Origin of the sequence: Acidovorax sp. Leaf73 (assembly GCF_916855635.1) — a bacterium.
GTDB classification, from domain to species: Bacteria; Pseudomonadota; Gammaproteobacteria; order Burkholderiales; family Burkholderiaceae_C; genus Acidovorax; species Acidovorax facilis.
Window position 1 is genome coordinate 143,841 of the sequence record NZ_CAKASI010000009.1, and the last position, 20,037, is coordinate 163,877.

Annotated in this window: 23 protein-coding genes; 11 read left to right on the forward strand and 12 right to left on the reverse strand. The window is 66.0% G+C overall.

What is annotated here, in order from left to right:
• Nucleotides 1-48: 48 nt before the first annotated feature.
• The 3 genes from LPA35_RS25240 to LPA35_RS25250 are packed head-to-tail and all read right to left on the reverse strand — an operon-like array spanning nt 49 to nt 1,395.
• Nucleotides 49-285 (reverse strand): DUF2798 domain-containing protein, encoded by a 237-nt coding sequence (locus LPA35_RS25240; RefSeq protein ID WP_228899973.1) that lies wholly within the window; start codon nt 283-285, stop codon nt 49-51.
• Nucleotides 282-881, reverse strand: coding sequence for a flavodoxin family protein (locus tag LPA35_RS25245; protein WP_228899975.1), 600 nt, complete (start codon nt 879-881; stop codon nt 282-284). Before LPA35_RS25245 ends, LPA35_RS25240 begins: the two co-directional genes overlap by 4 nt.
• A gap of 49 nt (nt 882-930) precedes the next feature.
• Nucleotides 931-1,395, reverse strand: coding sequence for a DUF2938 domain-containing protein (locus LPA35_RS25250; RefSeq protein ID WP_121419337.1), 465 nt, complete (start codon nt 1,393-1,395; stop codon nt 931-933).
• Nucleotides 1,396-1,511: 116 nt separating this feature from the next.
• Here LPA35_RS25250 and LPA35_RS25255 point away from each other — a divergent pair, with 116 nt between their 5' ends.
• Both LPA35_RS25255 and LPA35_RS25260 read left to right on the forward strand, forming a co-directional pair.
• A complete protein-coding gene (locus LPA35_RS25255; protein ID WP_228899978.1) occupies nt 1,512-1,955 on the forward strand; it encodes a helix-turn-helix domain-containing protein in 444 nt (147 codons plus the stop codon).
• Between the two features lie 26 nt (nt 1,956-1,981).
• Nucleotides 1,982-2,803, forward strand: a complete 822-nt coding sequence (locus LPA35_RS25260; RefSeq protein WP_228899980.1) for a TOBE domain-containing protein — start codon at nt 1,982-1,984, stop codon at nt 2,801-2,803.
• Between the two features lie 125 nt (nt 2,804-2,928).
• On the opposite strand, the gene LPA35_RS25265 is transcribed toward LPA35_RS25260, so the two are convergent.
• Nucleotides 2,929-4,077, reverse strand: coding sequence for a helix-turn-helix domain-containing protein (locus LPA35_RS25265; RefSeq protein ID WP_228899982.1), 1,149 nt, complete (start codon nt 4,075-4,077; stop codon nt 2,929-2,931).
• Between the two features lie 178 nt (nt 4,078-4,255).
• Here LPA35_RS25265 and LPA35_RS25270 point away from each other — a divergent pair, with 178 nt between their 5' ends.
• The 7 genes from LPA35_RS25270 (at nt 4,256) to LPA35_RS25300 (ending at nt 12,137) form a co-directional block, all read left to right on the forward strand.
• On the forward strand, nt 4,256-4,726 hold the full coding sequence (locus LPA35_RS25270; protein WP_055396291.1) for a (2Fe-2S)-binding protein: 471 nt from the start codon (nt 4,256-4,258) through the stop codon (nt 4,724-4,726).
• Between the two features lie 18 nt (nt 4,727-4,744).
• Complete coding sequence (locus LPA35_RS25275) at nt 4,745-7,132, forward strand: xanthine dehydrogenase family protein molybdopterin-binding subunit (protein ID WP_228899985.1); 2,388 nt, start codon at nt 4,745-4,747, stop codon at nt 7,130-7,132.
• Nucleotides 7,133-7,143: 11 nt separating this feature from the next.
• The gene (locus LPA35_RS25280) at nt 7,144-7,935 is read left to right on the forward strand and encodes a xanthine dehydrogenase family protein subunit M (protein ID WP_228899987.1); all 792 of its coding nucleotides are present in this window, start codon (nt 7,144-7,146) and stop codon (nt 7,933-7,935) included.
• A gap of 133 nt (nt 7,936-8,068) precedes the next feature.
• Nucleotides 8,069-8,983 (forward strand): MoxR family ATPase, encoded by a 915-nt coding sequence (locus LPA35_RS25285; RefSeq protein ID WP_228900082.1) that lies wholly within the window; start codon nt 8,069-8,071, stop codon nt 8,981-8,983.
• The gene (locus LPA35_RS25290; RefSeq protein WP_228899989.1) at nt 8,976-10,208 is read left to right on the forward strand and encodes a VWA domain-containing protein; all 1,233 of its coding nucleotides are present in this window, start codon (nt 8,976-8,978) and stop codon (nt 10,206-10,208) included. The genes LPA35_RS25285 and LPA35_RS25290 overlap by 8 nt, the downstream gene beginning before the upstream one ends.
• 49 nt (nt 10,209-10,257) lie before the next feature.
• The gene (locus LPA35_RS25295; protein ID WP_228899991.1) at nt 10,258-10,884 is read left to right on the forward strand and encodes a CoxG family protein; all 627 of its coding nucleotides are present in this window, start codon (nt 10,258-10,260) and stop codon (nt 10,882-10,884) included.
• Nucleotides 10,885-11,048: 164 nt separating this feature from the next.
• Entirely contained in the window at nt 11,049-12,137 is a 1,089-nt protein-coding gene (locus tag LPA35_RS25300) for an XdhC family protein (RefSeq protein ID WP_121507167.1), read from the forward strand.
• Nucleotides 12,138-12,139: 2 nt separating this feature from the next.
• Here LPA35_RS25300 and LPA35_RS25305 read toward each other — a convergent pair whose 3' ends face one another.
• From LPA35_RS25305 to LPA35_RS25340, 8 genes are all read right to left on the reverse strand, one after another.
• Nucleotides 12,140-12,649, reverse strand: a complete 510-nt coding sequence (locus LPA35_RS25305; protein ID WP_121507166.1) for a low molecular weight protein-tyrosine-phosphatase — start codon at nt 12,647-12,649, stop codon at nt 12,140-12,142.
• A 20-nt stretch (nt 12,650-12,669) separates the two neighbouring features.
• On the reverse strand, nt 12,670-13,359 hold the full coding sequence (locus LPA35_RS25310) for a glutathione S-transferase family protein (RefSeq protein WP_121507165.1): 690 nt from the start codon (nt 13,357-13,359) through the stop codon (nt 12,670-12,672).
• A gap of 136 nt (nt 13,360-13,495) precedes the next feature.
• The gene (locus LPA35_RS25315) at nt 13,496-13,666 is read right to left on the reverse strand and encodes a hypothetical protein (RefSeq protein ID WP_162995995.1); all 171 of its coding nucleotides are present in this window, start codon (nt 13,664-13,666) and stop codon (nt 13,496-13,498) included.
• Nucleotides 13,667-13,760: 94 nt separating this feature from the next.
• Nucleotides 13,761-14,660: a transglutaminase family protein gene (locus tag LPA35_RS25320; RefSeq protein WP_228900084.1), complete on the reverse strand. Its 900-nt coding sequence runs from the start codon at nt 14,658-14,660 to the stop codon at nt 13,761-13,763.
• 274 nt (nt 14,661-14,934) lie between these two features.
• Complete coding sequence (locus LPA35_RS25325; protein WP_228899994.1) at nt 14,935-15,537, reverse strand: histidine phosphatase family protein; 603 nt, start codon at nt 15,535-15,537, stop codon at nt 14,935-14,937.
• Nucleotides 15,515-16,483, reverse strand: coding sequence for an MBL fold metallo-hydrolase (locus tag LPA35_RS25330; protein WP_121507162.1), 969 nt, complete (start codon nt 16,481-16,483; stop codon nt 15,515-15,517). Before LPA35_RS25330 ends, LPA35_RS25325 begins: the two co-directional genes overlap by 23 nt.
• A gap of 126 nt (nt 16,484-16,609) precedes the next feature.
• Nucleotides 16,610-16,978 (reverse strand): hypothetical protein, encoded by a 369-nt coding sequence (locus LPA35_RS25335; RefSeq protein WP_228899997.1) that lies wholly within the window; start codon nt 16,976-16,978, stop codon nt 16,610-16,612.
• 19 nt (nt 16,979-16,997) lie between these two features.
• On the reverse strand, nt 16,998-17,750 hold the full coding sequence (locus tag LPA35_RS25340; RefSeq protein ID WP_121507160.1) for an IclR family transcriptional regulator: 753 nt from the start codon (nt 17,748-17,750) through the stop codon (nt 16,998-17,000).
• A gap of 90 nt (nt 17,751-17,840) precedes the next feature.
• Here LPA35_RS25340 and LPA35_RS25345 point away from each other — a divergent pair, with 90 nt between their 5' ends.
• Nucleotides 17,841-18,689, forward strand: coding sequence for an SDR family oxidoreductase (locus LPA35_RS25345; protein WP_228899999.1), 849 nt, complete (start codon nt 17,841-17,843; stop codon nt 18,687-18,689).
• Nucleotides 18,686-20,020, forward strand: coding sequence for an NAD(P)/FAD-dependent oxidoreductase (locus tag LPA35_RS25350; protein WP_228900002.1), 1,335 nt, complete (start codon nt 18,686-18,688; stop codon nt 20,018-20,020). Before LPA35_RS25345 ends, LPA35_RS25350 begins: the two co-directional genes overlap by 4 nt.
• The last annotated feature ends 17 nt before the right edge of the window (nt 20,021-20,037 follow it).

Genomic DNA, 20,037 nt, shown 5'->3' on the forward strand with positions numbered 1-20,037 from the left:
ATAGCGAGAGTATAGGCAAGGTCGTGCGTTTTCCCTGCCTGCCTCTGTCTATCCTTCACCTTCACGCGCGACGACCCGCGCCACCACCTTGCGGGCCAGCGGCGCCGCCAGCATGACCGCCGGGAAGGCGAACAGCCACCCCGTGAGCCACGCGCCCGCCCAGAGGCCTAGAAACCCCTGGTCCACCTGCGCGGCTCGAAAGGTGGAGATGCCGGACACCAGCAGCGACATCACGCCCGACAGGATGAAGCTGAACAGCACGGGGCCGTAGCGGGCGGGGATCATGCAGCCACCGCCTCGGCGGGTTGGTGTGCCGCCACACCGCCCAGGCGCTGCAAGGTCTCGGCGAAATGCCGCCCAAAGATGCGGGCGGTCTTGGTATCGCCTGGCACAAACGCATCCGCTGCCGCCCCATGGCCTGCCTGCGCCATCAGGCCCGACCAGGAGCCGAGACGGTTGGCTGCTTCGTCATACGGAACCCCGGTGTGCTGCTCGGGCAGGATGGGGTTGCCCACCCACACCATGCCGTGCTGCATGGCAAACACCCACATCGACAGCAGTGTGGACTGCTTGTCGCCCGCTGGCAGCGACGACACGGTGAAGCCCGCCGCGAGCTTGTTCTTGAGCTGCTGCGTTTTCCACAGACGGCCGGTGGCGTCCATGAAGGTCTTGAACGGACCGGAGACTCCGCCCAGGTAGGTGGGCGAGCCCAGGATGAAGCCGTCGTAGTGCAACAGGCTGTCGGGTGCGTGGGCCAGGTCTTCGGCTTGGCGTAACTCGGCGTGGATGCCGGAAACGCCCTGGGCGCCCTCCAGAACGTGGCGGGCGATGTGTGCGGTGTGCCCGTGGGCGCTGTGATAAATGATGGCGATGGTTTTCATGGCATGGGTTCCAAACAAGTGATTTCGAGGGGAAAAACGCGCAGAACCGTCATCGAGAAATCAGTGCGATGGCGAGCGCAGACAGGTACAGGCCGAAGCCAAAGACGGTGTGGTTGGCCAAGCTGCGCAGGCAGTTCTTGAGCGGCGTGGGCGTGCGCGATGCCGCAAAGCCCGAGCCCATGGCGGGCTGCATCACCAGCAGCGGCGCCGCCACGGTGCAGACGCCCACGGCCAACGCGGGCAGCAGGGTGGGGCTGCGTACCCAGTCGGCGCCCTGGAGGCCGACCAGCACGGTGGCAAACGCCATGCCCACGGCGTAGTGCGTGAGCCAGCCCCAGGCCAATTCCCCCCGGATGGGCACCGCCTTGGCGATGGCGGCATGGGCAAACTGGCCCCGAAACAGATGGCCCACCCAGCGGCCGATGAAGGCGAAGTTGAGGGTGGGGACGCCCAGGTGCTTGAGCAGCAAAAGCCATGCGTCCATGACGGCGGTAGCGCCGATGCCTATCAGCATCGCGAGGGGAAATTCTTGCAGTGGGAGTGTCATCAAAGCACCTCGAAAAGTTGACGGAAGGAGGTTTTGAAGGGAATATAGAAGTTCAAGTCAACTTGAAGTCAAGGGGTTTTTTGATGGACATTGCCGAAGTCGCCAAACGCTCCGGGCTGCGGGCCTCCACGCTGCGGTATTACGAGGAAAAGGGGTTGATCCACTCTGTAGGCCAACCTGGCGAGCGCCGTCGTTTTGCGCCGGGCGTGCTGGACCAGCTGGCGCTGATTGCGCTAGGACAATCGGCCGGGTTCTCGCTGGACGACATCCGTGCCATGTTTTTGCCCAGCGGCGAGCCCAGCATTGACCGGCAACTGCTGTCGGCCAAGGCCGATGAACTCGATGCCATGGTCAAACGCCTCAAGGCCATGAGCAACGGTCTGCGGCATGCGGCAGCCTGCCCGGCCGAGAGCCATGCGCAGTGCCCCTCCTTTCAGCGGCTGCTGAAGGCAGCAGCGACTGGCGCGCTGGAGCGCCAGCAGAAGCTGGCAAAGCCTGTCACGGGGCTGCGCCGCAAGGCGGCGTGAAGGGAGAGCTCAGGCATCATCCGCGCATGCCTGTTTCTCTTTCTCTCACGGATGCGCTGGGCCATGCCCTGGCCGACAAACGCATCGACATCCTGCGCCAGATTGGCACCTGCGGCTCCATCTCGCAGGCCGCGCGTGCCGTGGGCGTGAGCTACAAGGCCGCGTGGCAGGCGGTGGACACGCTGACCAATCTGGCGGGCACGCCGCTGGTGGCACGCGCGGTGGGTGGGGCAGGGGGCGGCGGTGCGCAGCTGACCGAGGCGGGGCACCAGCTGCTAGCTGCGGCCGACGCGATGGCGCAGGCGCGGGGCGCTGTGCTGTCGCGCTGGCAGGTCACGCCCCATGCGGGCCCTGCGCTGGCGCGGCTGGCGGTGCGCACCAGCATGCGCAACCAGTTGCCGTGTGTGGTGGAGCGGCTGGTGGTGCAGGGGCAGATCGTGGCGGTGCACCTGCGGTTGGGCAATGCGAGCGATGGCGACGGTGCCGCAATGGGCGTGCCTGCAGCACTGGCCGCGCGCATCACCCGTGAGAGTGCGGAGCTGCTGGGCCTGCAGCCAGGGCTTGCCGTGCAGACGCTGTGCAAGGCCACGGCCGTGCGCGTGGAGCGGAGTGGTCGTTTGGCATCAGCGTCTGGGTCTGCGGTGGCCGATGCACCCGGCATCCACCGCCTGCCCGCAAAAGCCACGCGCGTGGTGCGGGGCGAGTCGGGCGATGAGGTGTCTGCCGAGCTGTCGGGTGGCTTGCAGATGGTGGGTTTTGCGGCGCCCGGCAGTGGCCTGCGCGCGGGCAGCCCGGTCGTGCTGGTGGTGGAAGACAACGCCGTGGTACTGGCCTTGGCCGAGGTCTGAGACTGGGCCCATTGAGGGAATCGCGCTATATATTTTATAGCTATTGGCGTTTGCTGAATAAGCGCTAGCGGCCAATTTGATGCAAATATCTGCTGCGCCTTGTTGGCAGGTGCCGCAGCCGCCGATCACAGCCCCTTGGGATGGCCCAGTTTGCGGTACACCGTGGCGCGGCTGATGCCGAGCACCCGGGCAGCTTCTGCCACATTGCCACGGGCGTCTTGCACGGCTTGGCGAATCAGGGCGGTTTCAGCCTCGCGCAGCGGTGCGGCCGTGGGCGGGGCGCCCACCAGCGCCGGGGACAGGGTGGCAACAGGCTGGCTGGCGCCACGGGCGTTTTCTGGCCGTTGCGCTAGCGCCTGCAGGCGCAGGCCCGACCACAGGGGCAAATCGATCGGCTGCGCCGGGTGCCGCCGCGCAGCATCGAACAACATGGCCCACGGCATGGCCAGCAGGTCGCTGGCGTGGGTGGGCGCACCCGGGGTGCGCAGTGGCTGGGGCACCAGTTGGCGGGCCATGCTGTTGCAGCCCACCACAAATCCATCGCCGTCCAGTGCCAGCAGGCCGTCGCCCTCGCTGCCCAGCGGGCCGCCGGGCCAGTTCACGCGCAGCAGCAGGGCATGGGGCAATTGCAGCAGCAAGGCGTCTTCCATGGCGCGGGCCGATCGGGCCACCAGGTGGCGCAGCTCGGGCCGCTCGGGCACATCCACGCCGGTCAGGTCCAGCATGCCCACACACTGGCCCTGCGGGTCGAACAGCGGTGCTCCTGCACAGCTGTAGCTGGCGTTGTCATCAAAGAAGTGTTCGCCCCGGTGCAGCCACACCGGCTGCAGCTCGGCCAGCGCAGCGCCGATGGCTGTGGTGCCCACGGCCGCTTCCGACAGGTCGATGCCCACGCGGCCAATGGCGCTGGCGCGCGGGTCGTCTGGGTCGCAATGGCCTTGCACGTCCACCACGATGCCGCGTGCGTCCGTCAGCATGGCGAAGTAGTGCATGCCCGCAATCGCGCGGGTGAGCTGTTGCAGCACGGGCCGGGCCGCGCGCAGCAGGTGGTGGTTTTGCTCCAGGCTACGGCGCAACGCCGTGGCGCTGACGGCGTCAAATGCCACACGGTGGGTGGGGTTGAGCCCCTGGGCCAGGCAGCGTTGCCACGACCGTGCAATCCATGGCTCCACCTCGGCCCGCAGGGGCGCTGCGCCATCCGCCAGCAAGCTTTGGCGCGCCTGTGCAATCAGTGCGTGGCGGTGGGCGGGGGAGGTGGGCGCGGAGGACAGCATGGTGAACCGAATCCTTGAGCTGCGCATGATGCGCTGGTGTGCGCTGCAACATGTTTCATTTTGAGAATATCCGGCCGGGGCTGCCGGAAATCTAGGGTTGTCCCTAGGGATGGGTGGTGGGGCGCGGCAGAAGATGCGCGAGGTCAGTCCAGCCAAAACCTATTCAGGAGACAGCCAGATGCAAGTCCAGTTCACGGTCAACGGGCGCGCTGCCAGTGTTGACGTCCCCCCCAATACCCTGCTTGTCCATGCGCTGCGAGAGCACCTGCTGCTCACCGGCACCCATGTGGGTTGTGACACCAGCCAGTGCGGGGCGTGTACGGTGCATGTGAACGGCAGGGCCGTCAAATCCTGCGCCATGCTGGCGGTGCAGGCCCAGGGGGCCGAGGTGACCACCATCGAAGGCATGGCCACCCCCGACGGCACCATGCACCCCATGCAGGCCGCGTTCAAGGAGTGCCATGGCCTTCAGTGCGGCTTCTGCACCCCGGGCATGGTGATGAGCGCGGTGGACTTGTGCAAAAACCACCCCAACGCCAGCGAAGGCGAGATCCGCGAGCTGCTCGAAGGGAACATCTGCCGCTGCACGGGCTACCAGAACATCGTGCGCGCAGTGCAGGTTGGCCAAAAGGCCATGGCTTCAGCGTAAACACACAGGAGAAGAACCATGGGTGCATCCGACTTTTCCAAGCTGCCGCACATCGGCGAATCGCTCAAGCGCAAGGAAGACTACCGCTTCCTGACCGGCGCGGGCCAGTACACCGACGACGTGGTGCTGGCGGCGCAAAGCCATGCGGTGTTTGTGCGCTCGCCGCACGCACACGCCAAGATCAACAGCATCAATGTGGAAGCGGCCAAGGCCGCGCCGGGCGTGCTGGGCGTGTTCACCGGTGCCGACGTGGCGGCCGACAACATCAACGGCCTGCCTTGCGGCTGGCTCATCACCAGCACCGACGGTCAGCCCATGAAGGAGCCGCCGCACCCCATCCTGGCGCAGGGCAAGGTGCGCTATGTGGGCGACCACGTGGCCATCGTCGTGGCGCTGACGCAGCAGCAGGCGCGTGATGCGGCCGAGCTGGTGGAGGTGGATTACGACGTGTTGCCCGCCGTGGTCAGTGTGGCCGATGCGGCCGCAGGCACCGTGGCCGGCGCAGGGCTGCATGATGCAGCGCCGGACAACCACTGCTACAAATGGGCCATTGGCGACAAGGGCGCGGTGGACGCCGCATTTGCCAACGCCGCGCACGTGACGAAGCTGGATCTGGTCAACAACCGCCTCATCCCCAACGCGATGGAGCCCCGCGCCGCCATTGGCTCGTACAGCCGCGCCAACGACGAATACACGCTGTACGTCAGCAACCAGAATCCGCACGTCGAGCGGCTGCTGATGACCGCCTTCGTGATGGGCCTGCCCGAGCACAAGGTGCGCGTGATTGCGCCCGACGTGGGCGGCGGCTTTGGCTCCAAGATCTTCTTGTATGCCGAGGACGTGTGCCTGACCTGGGCGGCCAAGAAGCTCAACCGCAACATCAAGTGGGTGGCCGATCGCAGTGAGTCTTTTGTGTCGGACGCGCATGGCCGCGACCATGTGAGCCATGCCGAAATGGCGATGGACAAAGACGGCAAGTTCCTGGCCATGCGCGTGCACACCGACGCCAACATGGGAGCCTACCTCAGCACCTTTGCCAGCGCAGTGCCCACCATCCTGTACGCCACGCTGCTGGCCGGGCAATACACCACCCCGCAGATCTATGTCGAGGTCGATGCCTGGTTCACCAACACCGCACCAGTCGATGCCTACCGCGGCGCAGGCCGGCCCGAGGCCACCTACCTGCTGGAACGGCTGGTGTCGCGCTGTGGCTGGGAGATGGGCCTGGGCCAGGACGAAATCCGCAAACGTAACTTCATCACCAGCTGGCCTTACCAGACGCCCGTGGCACTGCAGTACGACGTGGGCGACTACCACGCCTGTATGACGCAAGCGCAGGAACTGGCCGACGTGGCGGGCTTTGCGGCGCGCAAGGCGGCCAGCGAGGCCAAGGGCTTGAAGCGCGGCATCGGCTACAGCAGCTACATCGAAGCGTGTGGGATTGCGCCGTCCAACATCGCGGGCGCCCTGGGCGCGCGCGCAGGTCTGTTTGAATGCGGCGAAGTGCGTGTACATCCCACGGGCAGCGTGACGGTGTTCACCGGATCGCACAGCCACGGCCAGGGGCACGAGACCACCTTTGCGCAGGTGGTGGCCGCGCGCCTGGGCATCCCGGTGGAAAACGTGGACATCGTGCACGGCGACACGGGGCGCGTGCCGTTTGGCATGGGCACGTATGGCTCGCGCTCCATCAGCGTGGGCGGCGGGGCCATCATGAAGGCGCTGGACAAGATCGAGGCCAAGGCCAAGAAAATCGCCGCGCACTTGATGGAGGCCAGCGACGCCGACATCGACTTCAGCGGCGGTGAGTTCACCGTGCGCGGCACGGACAAGAAGATCCCGTTCGGCCAGGTGGCACTCACGGCCTATGTGCCGCACAACTACCCGCTCGACAAGCTCGAACCGGGCCTCAACGAAACCGCGTTCTACGACCCGACCAACTTCACCTTCCCTGCTGGCACCTACATCTGCGAAGTGGAGGTGGACCCGGCCACAGGCAGCACCCGCGTAGACAAGTTCACGGCCGTGGACGACTTCGGCACCATCATCAACCCCATGATCGTGGAGGGCCAGGTGCACGGAGGCCTAGTGCAGGGCATCGGCCAGGCGCTGATGGAAAACTGCGTGTACGACCGTGAAACGGGTCAGCTCCTGACCGGCAGCTTCATGGACTACGCCATGCCGCGCGCTGATGACTTCCCCGAGTTCAAGCTGGGCCATGTGTGTACCCCCTGCACGCACAACCCGCTGGGGACCAAAGGCTGCGGCGAGGCGGGGGCAATTGGCTCGCCACCGGCGGTGATCAATGCGGTGCTGGATGCACTGCGCCCGCTGGGGGTTAAAGAGTTCGACATGCCCGCATCGCCACACCGTGTGTGGGAAGCGATTCAGAGTGCCAAAGCCTGAGGAGAACCAGCATGTACGCATTCACCTTTGAAAATCCCTCCTCCACCGCCGCCGCTGCACAGCTCATCGCCCAGGGCGGCAAGCTGCTGGCCGGTGGCCAAAGCCTGCTGCCGTCGATGCGGCTGCGCCTGGCCAACCCCGAGAAGATCGTTGACCTCAACAACATCCCCGAGCTGGCGGGCATCCGCCGCGAGGGCAACGCGCTGGTCATCGGCGCCATGACGCGCCACATGGACGTGGCCAACAGCGCCGATGTCAAGGCCGCCATCCCCGCGCTGGCCGACTTGGCGGCGCACATCGGCGACCGGCAGGTGCGCGCACGCGGCACGCTGGGTGGTTCGGTGGCCAACAACGACCCAGCGGCGTGCTACCCCAGCGCCGTGCTGGGCCTGGTCGCCACAGTCATCACCAACCAGCGCGAGATTGCGGCCGACGACTTTTTTGTGGGCATGTACACCACGGCGCTGGAAGAGGGCGAGATCATCACCGCCATCCGCTTCCCCATCCCCAAGCGCGCTGCGTACCTCAAGTTCAAGCAGGCGGCCTCGCGCTTCTCGCTGGTGGGCGTGTTTGTGGCGCAGACCGATGCCGGCGTGCGCGTGGCCATCACCGGCGCGGCCAGCAGTGTGTTCCGCCACGCGGGGCTGGAAGCAGCGCTGAACCAGAGTTTTACGCCCGCATCGGCGGCGGCGGTGAAGATCGATGCAAGCGATCTCAACGCTGACATCCACGCCAGTGCGGCCTATCGCGCCAACCTCATCAGCGTGCAGACCCAAAGAGCAGTAGCGCAAATCCTGGGCTGATGGGGGATAGCACCCGCGCCCTGCATACTGCATCCAGGGGCGGGTGTTTGAATGAAATTGGCCTCTAGCGCTTTTCTATCAAGCGCTATTAGCTATAGAAACTATAGTAATGAACGTTTCCCCTCCCGTGCCCATGACCGCGCCTGCGCTGTCCTCCATCGACGCCCTGGTGTCTGCCTTGCAGGGCGTGGGCTATTTTGCCGACCGGCGGCTGGCCACGGCCGTGTTCCTGGCGCTCAAGCTGCAGCGCCCGCTGCTGCTGGAGGGCGAGCCCGGCGTGGGAAAGACGGCGCTGGCCCAGGCGCTTGCCAAGGTGCTGGAACGCAGCCTGATCCGCCTGCAGTGCTACGACGGGCTGGAGCAGCGCGAGGCGCTGTATGAATGGAACTACGCGGCCCAGCTCTTGCACATGCGCGCAGCGGAAGGCAAAGGCAGCGCCGACATGGCGCAGGTGGAACGCGAGGTCTACCAGGACCGCTACCTCATCCGACGCCCTTTGCTGCAGGCGCTGCAGGCGCCCGCACCCGGCGCCGTGCTGCTCATCGACGAAGTGGACCGCGCCGACGAGCCCTTCGAGGCCTTCCTGCTCGAATACCTGGGCGAGTACCAGGTCAGCATCCCCGAGATCGGCACCGTGCGCGCCACGGCCACGCCGGTCACCATCCTCACCAGCAACCGCACGCGGGATCTGCACGACGCCGTCAAACGCCGCTGCCTGTACCACTGGCTGGACTACCCCGAGCGCGAGCGCGAACTGGCCATCGTGCGTGCGCAGGTGCCGGATGCCAGCGCCGCCTTGGCCATCCAGGTGGCGGATTTTGTGGGCCGTTTGCGCAGCCAGCCATTTGCCAATGCCTTCCAGCGCGCGCCGGGCATCGCAGAGAGCGTGGAGTGGGCCAAGGCGCTGGTCGCGCTCGACACCATCGTGGTGGACCCCGAAGTGGTGTCCGACACCGCAGGCATCTTGTTCAAGCAGCGCGAGGACGTGGCTGCGCTCACGCGCGACATCGCGGCGCAGTTGCTGCAACCCGCTGAGGCCGATGCCTGAGGGCTCAACCGTGGCAGAGGTCAAAACGATCTCCCAGCTGGGCGATGCCCGCACGGGCAAGCTCGCCGACAACCTGAGCGGTTTTGGCCGCACCCTGCGCCGCGCCGGCGTGCGCGTGGACGCCGCCCGCATGGCGCTGGCCCAGCAAGCCGTGATGCTGGTAGGGCTGCAGCGCGAGGACTTTTGCGCCGCGCTGGAGGCCGTGCTGGTCAGCCGCGAGCAGGACCGTTTGGTCTTCCGCGAGTTGTTCGACGCGTACTTTCGCAACCCCAACGTGGCGCAAAAGCTGCTGGCGCAGATGCTGCCCAGCGCTGAGTCCAAGGCCGAGCCCGCCAAACGCCGCCCGCGCGTGAGCGAGGCGTTGGCCCCCGTGCGTGCGGCCAGCAACGCCCCCCCGCCGCGCGAGGACGAGAAAATCGATTTCGACGCCGCCATGACGGCCAGTGACCTGCAGCGCCTGCGGCAGGCCGACTTCAACCAGCTCTCGGCCAGCGAATACCTGCTGGTGGAGCGCCTGGCGCGCGAGGTGCCCTTGCCTCTGCCGCGCTACGCCGCCCGCCGCACCCGCCCCGGTGTGCGCGGAAGCCGCCCGCACTGGCCCGGCGCCATGCACCACGCGGCCCGCAACGGGGGCGAGGTGCTGCGCATCCCGCTGCTGCAGCGGCGTAAGCAACCGCTGCCGCTGCTGGTGCTGGTGGATGTGTCGGGCTCTATGGAGCGTTACGCGCGGCTGCTGCTGGCGTTTTTGCATGCCGCCACGGCACCGCGCCACACCGGCGATGCCGTGCGCCGCGACGTGTTTGCGTTTGGCACCGGGCTGACCGACCTCACGCCCGCCTTTCGCCTGGCCGACACCGACGCGATGCTGCAGGTGGCCAGCCATTCCATCAATGATTTTGCGGGGGGCACCCGCATGGGCGACAGCCTGGCCCAGCTGCGTTTGCAGCATGCCCGGAGGCTGGTGGGGCGGCGCACCCTGGTGCTGCTGATCAGCGACGGGCTGGACACAGGCACGCCCGAGGTGCTGGCGCAGGAACTGGGCTGGCTGCGCCGCCATTGCGGACGCCTGCTGTGGCTCAACCCGCTGCTGCGATTTGAGGGCTATGCGCCCACGGCACGCGGCGCCTCCGAACTGCACCGCCAGGCCCACGGCACGGTGGCCGTGCACAACCTGAGCCGCCTGCAGGATCTGGCGGCCAGCCTGGCGGCCGTGCTGCGGCAGTGACCGATTTCAGAGATAACCAGACAACACCAGACAACACAAGGAACCCACCATGGAAATGCAAGCCAGCCGCACCCTTGCCGTGAGCCAGCAGCAGGCCTGGGAGGCACTCAACGATCCTGAGGTGCTCAAGCTGTGCATCCCCGGCTGCGACAAGGTCGAGGCGATCGGTGAGAACCAATACGCGGTCGCCATGGCACTCAAGATCGGCCCCGTGTCGGCCAAGTTTGCGGGCAAGATCACGCTGTCGGACATCGTGCCACCAGAGAGCTACACCATCGCCTTCGACGGATCGGGTGGTGTGGCGGGTTTTGGCAAGGGCAATGCGCAGGTCAAACTGGTGCCTTTGCCCGCGGATGCCGTTGGGCAGGAAAGCTGCGAGCTGCACTACACCGTGCATGCCACGGTGGGCGGCAAGATCGCGCAGCTGGGACAGCGGCTCATCGACGGCGCGGCCAAGAGCATGGCGGAGGATTTTTTCAAGCGCTTTGACAACGAAATGCAAAGCCGCAATTCGCGCGCGCCGGCAGACGATGGTGCGGCATCCTCCGAAGCGCCCACCGAGCCTGGGGCACTGGCGGCGTCGGCGGGGGAGGATATTCCCCCCAGCGGCATTCCGGTTTGGGTGTGGGTGGTGGGCGCGGCGGCGCTGGTGCTGATAGCCTGGGCAATCAATTGACTCCCCCTGAGCCGCTTCGCGTCTTCCCCCGGGGGGGACGCCTCCGGTGGACCGGCAAAGCCGGATCCACGGTGGCGCTGGCCTGGGCGCCGCGCGGTTTCAGACGCAGCGGGCGTAGATGGGAATATCTGAATAAGCGGTAGAAATGAATTGGTGACGGAACGATGGAAAACCTGGATGTGATGGTGTTGCGCACGCTGCAGGGCTGGCGGGCCGCCGGGCGGCGGGCGTTGCTGGCGACGGTGGTGCGCACGTGGGGCTCTTCACCCCGGCCGGTGGGCTCCATCATGGCGCTGTGCGAAGACGGTTCGGTGGTGGGGTCTGTGTCGGGCGGGTGCATTGAGGACGATCTGATTGACCGCCACACCCGGGCCTATGCGCAGGGCGCGCCCACGGCGAATGCGGTCGGAGACAAGGATCACCGTATTCCCAGCGGCCCGCCGACGTTTGTGAAGTACGGCGTCACTGCCGACGAGGCGCACCGCTTCGGCTTGCCCTGTGGCGGAACGCTGGAGCTGCTGCTGGAGTACGACCCGGCCCCGGACAGCCTGGCAACACTGATCACCGCGCTGGAGGCTGGGCGCCTGATGCAGCGCAGCGTGCGCTTGGTCGACGGCGCGGTCACGCTAACGCCTGCGGCAGCGCCCACCGAGCTGGTGGTGGATGCTGAGCGGCTTACCAACACCTTTGGCCCCGAGTACCGCATGCTGCTGATCGGCGCGGGCCAGCTGGCGGAATACCTGGCCACCATGGCGCTGTTCAACGGGTTTGCGGTAACGGTGTGCGACCCGCGCGAGGAATACCGGGGCAGCTGGAACGTGCCTGCCGCCACGGTGGTGAGTGACATGCCCGACGACGTGGTGCTGGCCTTCAAGCCCGACCGGCGCAGTTGCGTGGTGGCCCTCACGCACGACCCCAAGCTCGACGACCTGGCGCTGCTGGAGGCGCTGAATACCGACGCGTTTTATGTGGGCGGCATCGGCTCGCGCCGCAACAACGAGGCGCGCCGCGCCCGCATGATCGAACACTTCGACCAGACCGAGGAGAGCCTGGCCCGCCTGCGCGGACCGATCGGCATCTACATCGGCAGCAAGACACCACCCGAGATTGCGGTGAGCGTGATGGCCGAAATTTTGGCCGTCAAAAACGGTGTCACCCTGCCGCGCGACATGGAAGTGGCCCAGGCCAAGAATGACCGGGAGCTGGCGCACAACGACCCCGGCGCGCTGGTGTGTGGGGTGCGCGCCGCGTAGTGCTAAAGCGGCCTGGACCGCCGCTGCAACTGCTGCCGCACATGGTGCAGCAGGCCATCACAGGCGTCTTCCACCAGGTCCAGCACCTCCTCAAAACCAGCGGCCCCGCCGTAGTACGGATCGGGCACCACGGGGCTGTCGAACCGTTGGCAGAACTCTGTCATTCGGCGCAACTTGCGGGCGTGTTCGGGTGGACAAAGGTCTTGCGCAAGGGCCAGGTTGTCCCAATCCATCGCCAGAACCAGATCGTGGCGTTCAAAGTCGTTGGCCAGCATCTGCCGAGCGCGCAGATCCGACAGGTCGTAGCCCCGTTGCGCCGCATGGCGTTGGGTCCGCTCGTCCGGTGCCTTGCCGGGGTGGTAGTTGTGGGTGCCTGCCGAGTCCACACGCACCTGGCTGGCCAAACCACTGTGAACCACCTTGTGCCGGAACACGCCGTGGGCCGTGGGGCTGCGGCAGATGTTGCCCATGCACACAAAAAGCACCGAGTAGGTAGCGACGCGGTCAGGCATCTCTGTGATCCCGACGATGTTCAGGCGGACATCACCACCGGGCCACCCTTGGCAATGCCGCGCTGGTACGCGGGGCGGGCCTCCATGCGCTGCTTGTAGGCCAGAAGGTTGGGGCACGCACCGGCCTTGCTGGCGCGTGAGAGGGCAGCCTCCACCGCAAAGCTCATCTGAAAATCGGCCATGGTGAGGTGCTCGCCCGCAAACCAGCGGTGCGTGCCCAGGTGCTGCTCCATGAAGTCGAGCGCGGTGTTCACATTGGGGTCGATCAATTTCTCCTGCACCGTGCCGCACAGTGCCTTGGCGATGGGCTTGACGAAGAAGGGCATCGGCTGCGTGGGGATTGTCATGAACACCAGCTTCATCACCAGCCAGTTCATCAGCGAGCCTTCGGCGTAGTGCATCCAGAAGCGGCACTGGCGGTACTCTGGCGTGCGCGGCGCCGGTTGCAGGTGGGCCAGGTCGCCGCCCGCCTGGGCACCGTAGGTTTCCACCAGGTATTCGATGATCGCGCCCGACTCGGCGATGACCTCTTTGCCGTCGGTGATCACCGGTGATTTGCCCAGCGGGTGGATCTTCTTGAGTTCGGGCGGGGCCAGCTTGGTGGCCTTGTCGCGCTGGTAGATTTTCAGCTCGTAGGGAACACCCAGTTCTTCGAGCAGCCAGAGAACGCGCTGCGAGCGCGAGGTTTCGAGGTGGTGGACGGTGATCATGGGTGAATATTGGCACAGGTTGCCGGAGCAAGGCGCCACCGGCCGGGTGGTGTGAAAGCCCCAGAAAGCAAAAAGCCCTCTGGCGAGGGCTTTCTTGTAAGGAACCAACCGCAGTCGGCCCGTGGCGATCTGGCGATCAGCCGCCCTTCTTGGAGCGCTTGCCAGGGTTCTTCTTGCTGCGGGTTGCCACACCGCGTTCCAGGCTCACGCGCTGGCCACGGCCGGGAGTGGCCAGGGTGTAGCCGGGCACGGGCGTAGGGCGGGGGGTGCGCTTGCGGTCTGCTTCGGTGACGATCTTGTTGCCCATGGTAGGTCTCTGAGTTGGTGGAAAAAGGAGAGATTTTAGGCCACAGCCGGGTTGCCGGGCTTTCAAAGGTGTTTGGCAGGTGTTTTGTGGGTGCTCAGGCCGCCACAAAACCTGCGGCCACACCCGCCGCCACACCTGCGCCGTGGTCGGTGGACAGCGCTTGTGTGCAGTGGCGGGGCAACTCAAAACCCCGCGCGGCATCCTGAATGGCCATCGTACGGATCACGGGGGGCTTGGCCCACACGCCACCGAAGATGGTGGCAAAGGCCACATCTGCCGCATCCCGCCCCACACCAAACCGCAGCAGGCCCATGGGGATCGCCGTGCCAGACGGGTCAAAGATGTACCAGCGGTCGCCCAGGTACACCTCCACATAGGCATGAAAGTCGGGGGGGCCCAGGGCCGGGTCAGCGCCGTAGTCGGTTCCGGTGGTGAAGCGGGCCGGGATGTTGATGGCGCGGCACAAGGCAATCATGAGGTGGGCGAAGTCACGGCACACGCCCACCTGCTCCACCAGCGTGTCCACCGCAGAGGTGTTGGAGTTGGAAGTGTTGGAGGTGAACGCCACGTGCCGCTGCACCCAGTCGCAGATCGCCTGCACGCGGCTATGCCCTTGCCACAGCGCACCAAACTCGTTCGTCGCCAGGCGCAGCAGCCGGTCGGACTGGCAATACCGGCTGGGGTAGATGTAGCCCATTACCTCTTGCGGCAGGCGCCGCACCGGTACCTCTGCCAATTGGGAGGGGTCGATGCGGTAGTGGTTGATATCGACCGTGGCTGAATACGACAGCTCCAGCGTGCCGGGCTCTCCATGCAGCCGCAGGTAGCGGTTGCCCGTGGCTGGATCGGTATGAATGTGGTGGGCAATGGGCTGGTTGATGACCAGGCGCTCTGCGCTTACCGACTGGTTGGGTGTCTGCGCCGCGTGGATGTTGAAGACAAAATCGGCACCATACTGGTCCACCTCGTAGCTCAGATCAATCTGCAGCTCCATGCGTACGCGGTCATGGCTTGGCTGGTTTGCAGGGACTGTGCCGACTTGCTGGGCGGGGTAGGGGGCAGGCCAGGTGGCAGCGTTGCGGGTATTTGACTGCGGGGGAGGGCTTTGGGTGTTTGCCATGGGCATGTCCTTCGTGCACCGCGTTCCGGGGCATCCGGCACAGCAGCGTGGCTTGAGGATAGTCCTTTCCCCCGCGCCCGATGTAGGCGAACGACCCGCCGCCATGCCCGCCCGCTACCCATTCGCGGGAAGCCGCCAGGTCACCCCGTCAGGCGGGTATGGAAAGACGCGCCACGACCTCGACGTTGCCACTGCGATCTGCCCGGAGAATCAGTCCTTCGCCCGAGCTGGTGTTGGTATTTGCCAGGTCGGACAGCACAAACATGTGGGTGAACCACACTTCGAAACGACCGGGCTGGGACGACGCTGTGGCCAGCGCTGTACGCAGTTCACGCAGGTGGGCCGCGCCGGTGGTCTCCGGGCTACCCCGGGGCGACCCGAGTGCCGCCCAGACCTGCGGCGTACCAAAGGCGAGGGTGGCACTGTCCACGCAGCGGCACCAGGGGCTTGATAAAACCTTGCCAGGTTGGAGTTGCCGTTGCTGAAACCACGCGCCCACGCTGCGTGCCTGTGCGCGGCCTTCTTCGCTCAGATTGCGCTGGGTGCTGCAGTCACCCAGGCGGAATCCTGGGGGGTCGAACGTGCCGGGGGCCAGCGCGTGGCGGAAGGCGGCCACCACCCCGCCCTTGCGCAACAATGCTTCGGCATCCGCGTCTTGCGCCGCCCAGCCGCGCAGGCTGGCCAAGGCCAGCCCGGCGCCCAGCACCGCGCGGCGGGCAATGCGGGGCTCAGGCGGCAGGCTGGAAGGCATAGCCATTGCCAGAAGCCGCCATGCGGCCAAACGCCGGGAACGGGAAGTGGAAGCCGCCCAGCATGGCATTGCTGGCGGTGATGCGCTGGAACACATCGCGCCGCACCTTGCGCGCAGCCTCGGCGTCCATGTCAAAGGTCACAGCCCAGTCGGGATTGCGTGCGAACAGTGCAGGCACGTTGGTCAGGTCTGCCACGTAGAAGAACTTCTGGCCCGACGAGGTCAGCTCGAACAGCGTATGACCCGGCGTGTGGCCATAGGCCGCCACAGACTTGATGCCCGGCGCCACTTCCGCATCGGCCGCAAACTGCACCAGCGTGTCTGCGGGCATGGTGGCAAAGGTGCGGCGCACGTTATCGAATGCACCCTTCATGCCAGCGGGCGCAGCGGCCATGCGGGCGTCGTCCATCCAGAACGCGTGTTCGGCGGCGGGCACCATCACCTTGGCCTTGGGGAAAACCAACTCACCGGCCTTGTTGCGGATGCCGTTGATGTGGTCGCCGTGGTAGTGGCTGATCAGCACGGTGTCGATGTCGGCTGCCTGCATGCCCGCCGCGCGCAGGCTGTCGAGCAGCTTGCCGGTGGTGGCGCCACCAAACTCGCCCAAGCCGGTGTCGATGAGGATCTTGCGCGCGCCTGCCACCACCAGAAAGGGTGTGTAGGGCACGTCGATGTAGTCGGTGGGCAGTCCTTGCGATGCCAGCAGCGCACGCACCTCGGTCAGCGGCGCGTTCTTCACAAATTCCTCTCCCAGCGGGCGGCGCGTGATGCCATCGTTCAGCGCAATCACCTCCACATCGCCCACCTTCATGCGGCGAAAGCCGGGGCTGGGCAAGGTGGGGGTTCCGAAGTTGGGCGCGTTCTGGGCCCACACGGGGACAAACGAGCCCGCTGCGTAAACGGTGGTGGCCAGGCTTGCACCCAGGAAGTGGCGGCGTGACAGCATGAAACTCTCCGGTCTTGAGTTGAACTGAGGAGTCGCAACTGTAGCGATGCCGGAGAGATTGCCGCTTGCCGACGCGCTAACCTGTTCGCAACGTGGGGCTTTTGCTGGTAATTGGGGCTATGGAGGCTATTCGATCGCGAAGGCGTCGCGCAACGCACCGCAAAAGTCAGCATTTCCGCTGATTGTCAATGTGATCGTGGTCCGGGGTGGGGCGGGGTTGCCTGGCGCCGCACGCAGTTGCCCGGCGTTGTCATCAAACGTCAGCACCAGCGGTGTGCTGATCTCCTGCACGCCTTGCAGGTCGTAGTGCCATATGCCCCCATCTTCCGACGGGCCGCAGGCATCGGGCCAATGCTGGTGCGCCCAGACCAGCACGGCGCTGATCTCTGCATGTAATGCGGGAATCTGCGCGGGCTGCACGCTCGCCATGGCGTCAAACGTACCTACGCCGTCCGCGTCTTCGCTGTAGTCAAAATCCAGGTAGTTCAGGTTCATGGTGTCCGTTAAAGAGATGTCATGTCCAGGTACGGCCCAGCGCCTGGGCGGCTTCGCCCAGGCGGGTCACCTGCTGTAGCGCCTGCGCCAGCGGCATGCGTGCCGCCGGTGCTTGCAGGGCCACGGCGCAGCGTACCTGCCGCCGCCCGCTGCCCAGCACAGGCACAGCCACACAAACGAGACCGTCCACAAACTCTTCGGCATCTGTGGCGTAACCCTGCCGCAGGATCTGCTCCAGCTCGGCCTCCAGGGCGGTGCGGTCGGTCAAAGTGGTGGCCGTGTGGCGGGTCAGCGGCAGTCCGTCCAGGATCGCCGCCCGGCGCGCGGCCGACAGGTGGGCCAGAAACAGCTTGCCGCTGGCCGAGCAGTGGATGGGCACGCGCGTGCCGGGCCGCAGCTCCATGCGCAGCGGAAAGGCCGACTCCACGCGGTCCAGGTAGATCACCTCGGCGCCGCTGAGCGCCGTGAGGTTGCAGCTCTCGCCAATATCGGCCACCAGCTGGCGCAGCACCGCATGGCGCACGCCATGCTGGGTGCCCGCGCTGAGCGTGCTTTCGGCCAGGCGCAGCAGGCGGGGTGCGGGGGTGTAGCGGCGCCCATCGGGCTCGCGCGCCAGCAGGCCACCGTTTTCGAGCTGGCCCAGCATGCGGTGCACGCTGGGTTTGGGCCAGCCTGTGGCCTCGATGGCGTCCGCCAGGCTGAACGGGCGGCCATGGGCGCACATGATTTCCAGCAGTTCAAACAGGCGCAGGCTGGGGGATGAGTTGGTCATAAATCCCGGAATTCGAGACGAATCCATAAAACATTTCGGGATTATTGAGCATTGTGGCTAAGCTGCAAACCAACATTTCACGGGGTGCTCATGGCGGCGACTTTTCAGAACGCGGTACTCACCGGCGCTTGTGGTGGCCTGGGCCAGGCCCTGGCGCGGGAGCTGATCGGCCAGGGCGCTGCCGTGGCGCTGGTGGGGCTTCACTTGCCCACGTTGCGGGCACTGGTTGCGCTGGCGCCTGGGCGCTGCGCGGTGTACACGCCCGATGTGGCCGACAGCACCGCGATGCAGGCCATGGCGGCCGACTGGATGGCGCGCTCGGGCGCGGTGCCCGACCTCGTCATTGCCAACGCGGGCGTGGCAGGCGGCTTTGACACTGCCGAAGCCGACGACCTCGCGGTGCTGCGCCGCATGCTGGAGATCAACCTGCTGGGCGCGGCCACCACCTTTCAGCCATTTGTGAAAGCCATGCGCGCGCAGCGGCGAGGCGCCCTGGTGGGTGTGGCCAGCATTGCAGGCTGGCGCGGCATGCCGGGCAACGGTGCCTATTGCGCGAGCAAGGGCGGGCTCATCCGCTACCTGGAGAGCCTGCGTGCCGAGCTGCGCGGCGAATCCATTGTGGTCAGCACGGTGAGCCCTGGCTACCTTCGCACCGCGCTCACGGCGGGCAATCGTTTTGCCATGCCGGGCCTGATGGAGCCCGAAGCCGCCGCCCGGGCTCTGCTGGCGGGCGTCGCGCAAGGTCGTACCCACATCGTGCTGCCCGCGCGCATCGGCTGGTTGGCCCGCTTGCTGAACCTGTTGCCCGACGCCCTGCACGACCGACTTCTGCTGGGCCAGCCGCGCAAGCCGCGCGTGGGCGAGGCGGGGGCCACGGCCATTCCGGGCCTGCCGTTGCCTGCGGAGACACCGATACACAACGAAAGCAAAAACGCATGACAACGGAGACAACACCCACTGTGGCAGATACCCGCACCCAGATCGCTCTGATAGGCGCAGGCCCCAGTGGCCTGGCGGCTGCGCGCAACCTGCAAAAGCTGGGCGTGCCCTTCCAGGGCTTTGAAGCGCACACCGACGTGGGCGGCCTGTGGAACATCGAGAACCCGCGCAGCACGGTGTATGAGTCCGCGCACCTCATCTCCAGCAAACACACCACGGAGTTCACCGAATTCCCCATGCGGCCCGAGGTGGCCGACTACCCCAGCCACCGCGAGATGCGGCAGTACTTCATGGACTTTGCCGAGCACTTTGGCCTGCGTCCCAGCTACTGGTTTGGCACCCGCGTCTTGAAGGTGGAACCCGTGGGCGAGGGCGCAGCGCCGCTGTGGCGCGTCACCTGGAGCCAGCACGGTGGACCCGCGCAGACCGCAGAGTTCAAGGGTGTGGTGATTGCCAATGGCACGCTGGCCGAGCCCAACATGCCGCGCTTTGAAGGCCAGTTTGATGGCGAACTGCTGCACACCAGCGCCTACAAAAGCGCCGAGCTGTTCAAGGGCAAACGCGTGCTGGTGGTGGGCGCGGGCAACTCGGGCTGCGACATAGCCGTGGATGCGGTGCATTACGCGCGCAGCGTGGATCTGTCGGTGCGGCGCGGCTACTACTTTGTGCCCAAATACGTGTTCGGCCAGCCCGCCGACACGCTGGGGGGCAAGTTCAAGATGCCGCCCTGGCTCAAGCAGAAGATCGACAGCGTGGTGCTGCAGTGGTTCACCGGCGACCCGGCGCGGTTTGGCTTGCCCAAGCCAGACTACAAGATGTACGAATCGCACCCCGTGGTGAACTCGCTGGTGCTGCACCACCTGGGCCACGGCGACATCCATGTGAAGCCCGATATTGCACGCCTGCAGGGCCACACCGTGTTCTTCAAGGACGGTAGCGCGCAAGACTACGACCTGGTGCTCTGCGCCACCGGCTACAAGCTGCACTACCCTTTCATCGACCACAGCCTGCTCAACTGGAACGGCATGGCGCCGCAGCTGTACCTCAACATCCTGTCCCCGCGCTTCGACAATCTGGCGGTGATGGGGATGATCGAGGCCAGCGGCATCGGCTGGCAGGGCCGTTACGAGCAAGCGGAGCTGGTAGCGCGCTTTTTCAAGGCGCAGTCTGAAGGATCACCGCGCGCCGAGGCCCTGCGCCAGGCCAAGGCCGGGCCTCCACCCGATCTGTCGGGTGGCTTCAAGTACCTGAAGCTCGAACGCATGGCGTACTACGTCCACAAGGACACCTACCGCAACGCGGTGCGGGCAGCGGCCTCTGCCCTGGCATGAAAGCCCCCCTGAGGCGC